We start from the raw sequence: 10,801 nt of genomic DNA, 5'->3' as shown, positions 1-10,801 counted from the left end.
ATCGCGAATTTTTTTCCCTTCTCTCCCTCTTTTTGCAAAATTGGGATGCTCCCGAATCAGTTCTGTTTTCCAGCCCTGGTATCGGGGGTTTTCTAGTAAGGTTTGTACTAAGTCTGCTCCTTGCTCAATACAGGCGGCTAAATTGGGTTCGGTGGGACAGCCGCTTGGTGGCGCATAGATAAAGTTGTATTTTGATAAAAATGGCTGAAAATAAGTATGAATTTCTTCATCGCTCAAGCGAGGATTGAACCTATTTACAGCATCATCTTTGAAATTGGGCGCATTGGTCAAACTTGGTTCTGGAATACCACCGATGTAATACAGCATTTGTCCCACACCCAAGGAAGCTAAGGATTTTTCTTGTTGAGGGGTGAGCAGCATAGAACGCGATAAGGCTTCGCGATTTTTTGCTTCTACAACGCGATGGGCAAGTTTAATATTGGTATTAACCATAATATCAGGGATTAAACCATCAGGATTTTGTTCAGCTACGGCTATTCCTTGGCCAAATCCCCGCACCTCTGCCAGCATATTAGCAAAGTTTTTCACTGCTTTTCCTTTGGGGTTCGCTTGTTCTTTATTGCCAGATTCTGGTACATTCCCCAATAAGTTATGTGCTTCTTCAATCAGTAGCAGGTGTTTCAATTCCCCTGTTGCTTGGTGACGACGAGCTGTCCAATACTGATAGCAACGATTGAGAATCAACCCCATGACAAAAGCACGATCATCAGTATTCGTAATCTGACTCATCTCCAAAATCACAGGATGCTGCATTAACATGTCAAAGGGTACTGATTCTGTCGTATCCAGCATTTTACCAAGAGGTCCACGACGGAACTTATTAATCCGCACTGAGACAGCAGCCAAGATTTCATCGGTACTTTCTTGGGAATAACCGAGTTTCGGTACAATTTCTGAAATCAACACAGCTAAATCAGAAAAACAGGGAGGTTTTAATTTACTGTTGTCTCCCAGATTCGTAAAGCCTTTGCGTTTGTATGCTTCTATCCGACTTTCCGCACTTCATCGTGTAATATCCGTAGATTTCCAAAATCTCACTAACAATGGTTAAATGAACAACACCAATTCTCAATGAATTTAAATATTAATACTTAACGGTTTGACCATTATTAGGAATAATTCTTGAAAATTAAGATAATACATTTTGAAGTGCGGAATATGGGTTCTATGATTAATTGTTCGACGACGTTGGGAAGCGGCCCCCACATACTCATAGAAACTGAGAATAAATCTACCAATGCACCCAAATGGCTATTGAGATTAATTGTCGGGGGTAGCTCGAAGGGATTGAAACGCAATGGTGCAACTCGTTCATCTCCCAAGGAAAAAATCAGTAAATCTGCTTTGAGGGAATCAACTGCTTTGAGTCCGCGATATTCTGTTTTGGCTGGTTCCAGCACCATCCAAGGAATACGATGCGATCGCCATAATGTTTCTAATAAGTAGAGGGAAGTGTTAGTTTTTCCACTACCGGGAACACCGCTAATTAATAAGTGCTGGGTAAGTTGTTTTTTACTCAGATGCAGTGTCCCGATGGAGATTTCCCCTGTAATTTCACTGCTTTTTTCTGGACGACGGGCATCATTAGCACCAGCAGCAGAGGGTAATCCCCAAACACCAGTCCGATCAGCAATGGGTAGGCGAAAGACACTGTGGACTTCTTCTGGACTAAATAACCAAGGAAGACGGTTTAAATTGTAGGTGTTTCCCCAACGATAAAGGGTGAGGTCTACCCAGTTCTGGCGTACAGCTATTTTCTGAGCTTCTGTTTGGCTGATTTTTACTTCTCCACCTCCAGCAGTCTGATTTTCTGTGGCTGGTTTACCGTTGATCGCAGATTGTAATGCAGCAATAATCGACTGTGGTAAGGCACTTTCAGTGATCATGCTGATAGTCATTTCAAACGGCGATCGCCAACTATTTTGCAACTTTGTCCAAGCTTGGGATGCGTGTTCTGCTTCTACTAGTTTTTCTTGATACTGCACGTTGCTGGACATTGACCGTACTTGAAAACTTTCTCCCCGGCTAATTTGAGCAATATTGGCGTATAAACGGGCTTGTTCTGCTAAATAGGTTGCTTCTTGTTGTGTTAACTGAGTCGGTTGCAAATTAATGGCTACTGCTGCTGGGGTGGGATGACACAAAAGGGCGCGAAACAGATCTTGAAAGTTGTCAGGATGGGGAATCCAGGGATTAATCTGAATACCTACTTTATCTGGAATATCCTTACTGGTAATAGTTTGCAGTTGCCTAATAGTGCGACGAAATTCTGCTAAAGTACCTGCATCAGAGGGTAAAAAAGGTAATCTTAATATTGCCAATTCTTCTTCAGTGCGACAGGATTCTAGGGGATAGCCATTAGGAAAAGTATCACGGATTTTGTTAAAGAAGTTGCGGGCAGCGCTAATTGTCTCTATTTCCGCTTGTCCCTCGGTTCTACCGACTAAACCAAAGATTAAATCTTGTTCTGAGTCACCAGTCGTAATAATACGTATACTAAGAGTAAATCTGCTTTCACCGTGTAGTTGTTGTATCCAGCGTTGTTGTGCTTGCAGGATTTGGTTGAGAGCGGTTTCATAAGTCATCCCGGTGCGAAACTGCTCTTTGGAAATTAAATCAGGAATCGCTGGGATCATGGCTCCCCAGAAAACTGCGATCGCTCTTGTCTCAGTGGATTCGATTGCAACTGCTGGAGCTGTACTGGTTTCCCATTTTGTGAGTGCTGTAACCATAAAATTACTGACCAAACAAGGCAAAAGTTAAAAGTTAAAAGTTAAAAGTTAAAAGGTAAAATAAATTTAATTATGGGGATTATCTTTTTACTTTTTACTTTTTAACTGACTCCAAGAAGTTGGCGGACTTCTGTTAAATGCATTCTGATTTTTTGATTTCCTGGTTCTAGCTGCAATGCTCGACTCAAGGCGAACTCTGCACTTTGGTAATCTTGCAAATTTGCTTTGGCAATTCCCAAACCATGCCAAGCTATAGCATCTTGAGGTACTTGTTGCGTAACTTGTTCCCAATAATATGCAGATCGCTGATTATCTCCAATCTCCTCAGCAAATTCTGCCCCCAATCTCATAGATTCAATATAGTGTTGGTGATAAAGTTGCTGTTGGGCAGGATTTTTTTGCACAGCATTATAAGCAATAGTGAGGGATTGATTCAACCTGCCTAACTTGAGAGAAAGCTTTGCAGCTTGCCAGAGTTCCGAAATTTCTGATGTATTGATTTGGAGATGCTGAAGTGCTAAAAGTGGAGAAAGCATTTTTAAGTAATAAACTTAGTTTTCTTAACGTCGAAAAACTTTGCCACCTGCGGAAGTTCTTGTGAGAATTTGTTTTATTTGTTCTTCTGTATAACCTTTAGATTGCAACATTGGTTTGAGAACTATTTCTACTTGCTTTGATAGCATATCATCAAGCTTTTTAGCATCAACTAAATCTAAAGGAGGAATATTGTATTCTTGAGCTTTGCTTTGCCTCCAAAAAATTACAAGTAACACAATGCCAATTACTGGCATCAATTCACCAAGACGACCTATAAAATTAAAAAAGCCAGTTACCAAAGAAAAGCGGGTCGCTGTGCGTAAAAAGAAGTTAGAACTTAGCTTTACTTGCTGCTCTACATACTCTTTCCAAGTCAGCATTTGCAATGGATAAGAGGGATTTCCTCCAATTGGTTGTTGAAATGCAGGTGGATAAGCAGGCTGTGGAGTTGAATTATAAGTACGTGGTGGGGGTGTATAAGCAGGTTGTGTTGTTCCTGGTAAAACTTCTGGGGTTGCAACTAGGACAATACTACCAGCCATAGCAATTCGTGTTTGTGTTTGAATTGGGTAATCATTAATCTGCTGACTATTAACGAATGTACCGTGACTACTACCCAAGTCAATAACGTGCCAAGTATTACTCTGTTGATTGAAACTCAACTTCAGATGATGTGTCGATATAACATTATTATTTGGCAAAAAAATATCACACTCTTTCCCACTCCCTACTACGTACTCTCTATTAGGTGTGATAGTCCAACTTTGACCTGTTTGTTCGAGGAGTAAACTTAATTTCATTAGTCTTAAAAGCTACTTTTAAATGTTTACAAATTCTGACACAAACAACTATCACTCCGTCTGAGTGGACTACTAAGCGACGAAGAAAAATCATTGTATTGCTACTGAATATAGTAAGATTAATATCATTTTATACTGAACAAAAATTATAATTTAACATTTTTTTAAAAATACTCAGATACTAATCAAATAGTCATATAATTAATCAAGGTCTTTATTTAGACAGTCAGCCTTATGGTTCGTGAACAGGGTGATTTGGTACATAAGCGGTATCAAATCAAGCATATACTTACGCAAAAAACATTTGAAGTTACTTACCTGACACAAGACCAAGTTCAATGCAGCGAAAACTGCGTCTTACGAGAGTTCATATCTACAGAAATTGGCAAAGCTGCAATTGTTGGAGAACAGTTTCAGCAACAGTTAAGTAAACTGCAAGGTATAAAAAATCCTCAGATTCAACAACTTCAAGATTTCTTTTGGGAAAGTGAACGGCTGTTTATTGTTCAAAACTATATAGACGGACAGAGTTATCAAGACTTGGTGCGATCGCGCTCTGTTCTTAACGAAGCCGAAGCTATTGAATTACTAAATCAAATTTTGCCCGTCCTCAGCTATTTGCACAGTCAACAAATCACCCACGGAGATATTTCACCCAGTAACATCTTGTTACAAAGTCATGATAATTTGCCGGTATTGACAAACTTTGGGGTAATTGCAGATATCCTGACTCAGATGGGAGGAGAAAACTCGAAAATAAAAATTTTGGATCGAGTCAGAAGACTTGCAACAAATATGATCCCGCTTGGTGAAAGCGAAGATATATATGCTTTATCTCTCACTATAGTCATGCTGCTGACAGGTCAAGAAATTGAAATTTTGTTCAACTCTCAAACTCAAAGTTGGGAATGGGAGAATTGGAAATTGGTCAGCGATCAATTTGCTTCTGTATTGAATCGAATGCTAGCGGTACAAGCATTAAATCGTCTTGATACAGCTGAAGCTGTTTTGCAAGCATTAAACTTTTCCTTTGCACCTGCTGTTCCACCTCCACCCCCACCTCCAATTCCTGCTGTTGCACTGATTCCGGTTCCCGATCCTTGGAATCAATCAATACCGAATTCAGTTCAACCCCCGGTATACGCTTTTGCTCAGTCTTCTCAGCCAGGAACAATAAATACAGTATCTGCTAGCGGAAAAAATTGGCAACTAGCAGTCATTTTAGGATCTGTCGTTGGACTATGTATAGTTGGTATTAGTTATTTGTTTTTAACCCTCAAACAACCCACGCAATCAACTCAGCAAGCATCAACTCCACCAACAAGTCCCTTACCAACAGCGACTGATTCATCCCCACAATCACAAGTCTTACCGACACTCCCAGTTTCCCCCATCCCAACTCCTCAAGAAAATACGCAAAGTTCAGTTTCCACTGTCCCAACTCCTCAAGAAAATGCACGAGTTTTATCATCAACATCTATCTCACAACAAGAAGCTGTCAAACTAGTTAACTATTGGCTAGAAGCTAAACGAGTCATGTTTGCTCCTCCTTATAATCGTCAAGTTGCTGCTGTCATCACCACAGGAAAACTATATACCAGTACTGCTGGTTCCGATGGCACAATTGATTGGTTAGAAAGAAATAATGCAAGATATGAATACGGTTTACAAAGGATTGAAGAAGTTGATCAATTTGTTGCAGATGGGAATAAAGCAGCAATTAAAGTAAAAGTTACTGAACAGCGCAAACTTATTAAAAATGGAAGAATTGATCCCGAACAAAGTGGTTTTGACACCATAGCAGTTATCTACAATTTGCAGTTTGTAGATGGACAATGGAGAATAGCCTCTTCTGAGATTCTCAAATGATTATGTGGTTAAAAAACAGGAAATAGGATAGGGTTAATTCATTATCAAATTATAAAAAATAAATAGGAAATAATCCCTACTGTAGGGGAACAGAGAAAATTAACTCTTTAATTCCTTTTTGAGAATGCATAGAAAATATTGGAATAAAACTTATTTCTTAATTGCGACTATAGTAGCATTAGTCGTGATAGTTTTGGGACTCTATTTATTGATCATTTCATCTGCTAAATTGTCGGCTAGGTTTCATCATAAATTTCCCACTGCTATTGTTACTACTCAGCAAAATTCAAGTCCTTCTGTTGCAACTGAACCAGTATTAACGACCCCTTTGGAAGTAGAAAAATTAAATTCTAATTTTTCTTTGCCAACCAGCATTCCTAGCTCCACCTCCTATGGACATTTTGCTTATTTACATGCATATCCAAGTCAATTAATGACTATAGCTAGTTATGCTACTAAAGAATACCAACGATTCGAGTCCCTAGCTCCAGAGGCTGCGAAAGCACTTATGAAGATGATTTATGCTGCTAGAGATGAAAAAGTCTGGATTATACCAGTCTCAGGTTTTCGCACAATAGAGCAACAAAAAAAATTATTTGATGAACAAATAAAGCGCCGTGGCTCTGTCCAACAAGCAGCAAAAATTAGCGCACCACCTGGTTATAGTGAACATCATACTGGCTATGCTGTAGATTTAGCGGATGGCCACTTTCCCAAACAAGATATAACTTTAAAATTTGAAAACACTGATGCTTTTCGTTGGTTAAATCGTCACGCTCAAGAATTTGGCTTTGAGTTGTCTTTCTATAAAAATAATCCACAAGGTGTAGGCTATGAACCATGGCATTGGCGATACATAGGTTCACCGGAAGCTGCTAATATATTTGCTCAAGCGAGAAAACAAAATCAATAAAAGGGAACGAGGAAGAGGAAATAGGGGGTTTGGGATGGGGATTTAAACCCCAACCCAAACTTGCAACTTATAGAAGATGGGGTATTATATCCTCGACCTACATTGTTAATGTATCGACCTACATTGTTAATGTATCAGCTTACATTGTTAATGCATCGACCTACATTGCGAATGCATCGGCTGACATTGCGAATGTATCGACCTACATTGCGAATGCATCGGCTGACATTGCGAATGCATCGGCTTACATTATTAATGTGGTGGACTACTCTAGTACGGCCACTTCCAATTCACAATTTCGGGCTTATCAGCACCGTGTTCGTAGGCGTAGTTACGGCAAGAAATTTGCTCATCTTTGAGCATTTCTTTGACGTGAGCGCCTGCGACTTTGAGTTGAGGAATTCGATCAATAACATCGATCGCAATACTAAAACGATCAATTTGATTTTGGATCGCCAGCTCTAATGGTGTGTTGATATTACCTTTTTCTTTGTAACCACGCACGTGCATGTTGTGGTGGTTGTGACGGCGATAAGCTAGGCGGTGAATTAACCAAGGATAGCCGTGGAAGTTAAAGATCACTGGTTTATCGAGGGTAAATAGACTATCAAAATCGCGATCGCTCAAACCGTGGGGATGTTCTGTATCTGGTTGTAACTTGAATAAGTCAATCACGTTCACAAACCGAATTTTCAAGTCAGGGAAATTATCCCTCAACAACACCGATGCTGCGAGTGCTTCTAAAGTGGGAATATCACCTGCACACGCCAGTACTACATCTGGTTCTTCACCAGCATCTGTACTTGCCCACTCCCAAATATCTATACCCTTGGTACAATTACGGATTGCAGTTTCCATGTCATGATACTGCAAATGTTGTTGTTTGTCAGATACAATCACGTTGATATAGTTTTCACTCCGCAGACAGTGATCAGCAACTGACAGCAAGGAGTTAACATCAGGCGGAAGATAAATGCGAACCACGTCTGGAGTCTTGTTGAGTATCACATCCAAAAAGCCCGGATCTTGGTGAGTAAAACCATTGTGGTCTTGTCGCCAAACCGTAGAAGTAATCAGGATGTTAAGCGAAGAAACATTTGCTCGCCAGCTAATGTGATTGGAAATTTCTAACCACTTGGCGTGCTGACCCACCATTGAATCAATAATATGAGCAAAGGCTTCGTAGGTGGAGAAAAAACCATGACGACCAGTGAGTAAATAGCCTTCTAGCCAACCTTCCAAGGTGTGTTCACTCAACATCTCCATGACGCGACCATCAGGAGAAAGTTCACCACCGTCAGCATCTTCTGGTAAATACCCTGCAATCCAGAACTTTTTGCTAGCTTCGTAAATCGCACTCAGCTTGTTAGATGTGTTTTCGTCAGGCCCAAATACCCGAAAACTGGTCATATTGGCCTTCATGACATCACGCAAGAAAACACCCAGAGGTTTGGTATTTTCTACTTGAATTTGTCCAGGTTTTTCGATCTCAACGCCATACTTGCGGTAATCAGGTAATTTCAAAGAGCGGCGTAACACACCACCATTCGCATAGGGAGTTGAACCCAAACGTTTTGAATCAGTGGGTGCAGTATCTTTGATTTCTGCTAGTAGCGTACCATTGGCATCAAAAAGTTCTTTGGGTTTGTAGCTGTGCATCCATTCTTCCAAGAGTCTCAGATGCTCTGGGTTATTATGCATTCCTCCCATCGGTACTTGATGAGCGCGCCAGAAACCTTCTACCTTATGTCCGTCTACCTCTTGGGGACCAGTCCAACCTTTGGGAGTACGCATCACTATCATTGGCCAGCGAGGACGGGTAGGAACACCATTACTACGAGCTTCCTGCTGAATTTTGTGAATTTCACAGATGCAATGATCTAAAGTTGCAGCCATTGCTTGATGCATACTTTCTGGATCAGATCCTTCCACAAAATAGGGAGTGTAGCCATAGCCCTTAAATAAATCTTCTAGCTCTTTGTGGCTGACACGAGACAAAATGGTAGGATTATTAATCTTGTAACCATTCAGGTGCAAAATGGGTAATACTGCACCGTCGCGAATGGGATTGATGAATTTGTTGGAATGCCAAGAAGTTGCCAAAGGCCCAGTTTCGGCTTCTCCGTCTCCAACTAGTGCTGCAACAATCAGGTTGGGGTTATCAAATGCAGCACCATGAGCATGAGATAGACTGTAACCCAGTTCGCCCCCTTCGTGAATAGAGCCAGGAGTTTCAGGAGTACAATGGCTACCAACTCCACCGGGGAAAGAGAATTGCTGGAAAAATCGCTTCATTCCCTCTTCGTCTTCGCTACAGTCAGAGAAGTACTTGGAATAGCTACCCTCTAAGTAGCAAGGGCCAAGGAATCCAGGCGCACCGTGACCAGGCCCTACGATATATAACATGTCCTGATCAAATTTCTTGATCACACGGTTAAGGTGGGTGTAAAGAAAACTGATTCCCGGACTAGAACCCCAATGTCCCAGCAAGCGGTGTTTGATCTGTTCAGGTTTGAGAGGCTCTTTTAGCAACGGGTTATCCCGCAGATAAATCATCCCCACAGCTAAGTAGTTGGCTGCACGCCAGAAAGCGTGCATCTTGCGGAGTTCATCAGAACTGAGGGGCGCACCTTCAACTGTTGATCGTGCTTTACCGTAGCAGCTAATAGAGTTGATTTCTTCGGAGGTTGGTTTTTGGGGTGTTGCTACCATTTTTTTGCACCTTTGTAATTTAATTTGGAATTCGCAATTAAATCTGTAGCATTGCAATTAGGAATGCTTTTGTAGTGATTGCACTCTCACGAAGAAAATCTTAACTATCGTTAGATAGAAATAATGCACAATCGACGAATTCTTTACATAATTAAATAGATAAATACGCCTCACTCAACTGCTTGTTTTTATTTTTTGTCCATTATCTCGGTCAACGACAAGCAAACGCTCCTATTCTATCAAGCAAATTTTATCTTAACTATTTCACGACAGATGAGCTAGTTAGCGATTTATATATAAAGAACCAAATTTGTAATCATGTTAATGATTTTTATCAAGTTATCTTATGTGATAAGCTTTTCTTAACCAAAAATTTTATTTTATTTAATTAAATTGACAACAGCAAATTACCAGTTTTACTATTCTTTAGATGGCGATCGCACTCAACCTGTAATTCTTTTTCTCCATGGATTTATGGGTAATAGCCATGAATTTGATGAAGCAATACAATTGCTAAAACATAATTTTTATTGTCTGAAAGTGGATTTACCAGGACATGGAAATACAAAAGTTTTGGGAAGTGAAGATTCCTACACAATGGCAAATACTGCTCAAGGTTTAATTGAATTATTAGATAATTTACAAATTCATCAATGCTTTTTAGTTGGTTATTCTATGGGGGGTAGATTAGCTTTATATCTGACTTTATATTTTCCCCATAGATTTCCCAAAGTTATTCTAGAATCTGCTTCTCCTGGTTTAGCAACAGCAGCAGAACGTCAAGAAAGAATGAAGCGGGATGGACAAATTGCGAGAAAACTAGAAAGAAGTCTTGAAAAAAATGATTTTATTGCCTTTTTACGAAATTGGTATCAACAGCCAATTTTTGGCAATATCAAAAATCATCCACATTTTCAACATTTATTAAAAATAAGAATACAAAACAATCCTATTGAATTAGCAAAATCCCTACGGCTAATGGGTACTGGCTGTCAACCTTCTTTATGGGAAAAACTCAAAGATAATTCCAGTGATTTATTATTAATTGTTGGTAAAAATGATGAGAAGTTTATAGAAATAAATCAAAAAATGGCTGAAATATGTCAACATTGCCATCTAAAAATAGTTAGTCATGCTAGTCATAATATTCATTTTGAAAAGCCAAAGGATTTTGTAGAGAATATTAAGCTTTTTTTGAATGCATAGTTAGTATTTCA

At 39.8% G+C, this 10,801-nt stretch carries 8 protein-coding genes; 3 read left to right on the top strand and 5 right to left on the bottom strand.

Annotated features, from left to right (window positions below):
* The 4 genes from AC5JMK_RS17195 to AC5JMK_RS17180 all read right to left on the bottom strand — a co-directional run.
* The coding region (locus AC5JMK_RS17195; protein WP_495910649.1) for an ATP-binding protein at positions 1-927 on the bottom strand (927 nt) is incomplete at its 3' end.
* 203 nt (positions 928-1,130) lie between these two features.
* Complete coding sequence (locus tag AC5JMK_RS17190) at positions 1,131-2,753, bottom strand: hypothetical protein (protein WP_495910648.1); 1,623 nt, start codon at positions 2,751-2,753, stop codon at positions 1,131-1,133.
* Between the two features lie 101 nt (positions 2,754-2,854).
* Positions 2,855-3,289 carry a tetratricopeptide repeat protein gene (locus tag AC5JMK_RS17185; protein ID WP_495910647.1) on the bottom strand — a complete coding sequence of 145 codons (435 nt, stop codon included), beginning with the start codon at positions 3,287-3,289 and terminating at the stop codon, positions 2,855-2,857.
* 24 nt (positions 3,290-3,313) lie between these two features.
* Positions 3,314-4,090: an FHA domain-containing protein gene (locus AC5JMK_RS17180; RefSeq protein ID WP_495910646.1), complete on the bottom strand. Its 777-nt coding sequence runs from the start codon at positions 4,088-4,090 to the stop codon at positions 3,314-3,316.
* 234 nt (positions 4,091-4,324) lie between these two features.
* On the opposite strand from AC5JMK_RS17180, the gene AC5JMK_RS17175 reads away from it, so the two are divergent.
* Together AC5JMK_RS17175 and AC5JMK_RS17170 are read left to right on the top strand one after the other, a co-directional pair.
* Positions 4,325-5,959, top strand: coding sequence for an IMS domain-containing protein (locus AC5JMK_RS17175; RefSeq protein ID WP_495910645.1), 1,635 nt, complete (start codon positions 4,325-4,327; stop codon positions 5,957-5,959).
* 124 nt (positions 5,960-6,083) lie between these two features.
* Positions 6,084-6,872, top strand: a complete 789-nt coding sequence (locus tag AC5JMK_RS17170) for a M15 family metallopeptidase (protein WP_495910644.1) — start codon at positions 6,084-6,086, stop codon at positions 6,870-6,872.
* Between the two features lie 270 nt (positions 6,873-7,142).
* Here the strand turns inward: AC5JMK_RS17170 and AC5JMK_RS17165 are convergent, their stop codons facing one another.
* Positions 7,143-9,584 (bottom strand): phosphoketolase family protein, encoded by a 2,442-nt coding sequence (locus AC5JMK_RS17165; RefSeq protein WP_495910643.1) that lies wholly within the window; start codon positions 9,582-9,584, stop codon positions 7,143-7,145.
* Between the two features lie 393 nt (positions 9,585-9,977).
* Here AC5JMK_RS17165 and menH point away from each other — a divergent pair, with 393 nt between their 5' ends.
* Positions 9,978-10,790, top strand: a complete 813-nt coding sequence (gene menH, locus AC5JMK_RS17160) for a 2-succinyl-6-hydroxy-2,4-cyclohexadiene-1-carboxylate synthase (protein WP_495910642.1) — start codon at positions 9,978-9,980, stop codon at positions 10,788-10,790.
* The last annotated feature ends 11 nt before the right edge of the window (positions 10,791-10,801 follow it).

It is taken from the genome of Pelatocladus sp., from assembly GCF_059505505.1.
Note: the sequence above shows the minus strand (reverse complement) of the source record. Positions and strands in the feature narration are given on the sequence as shown.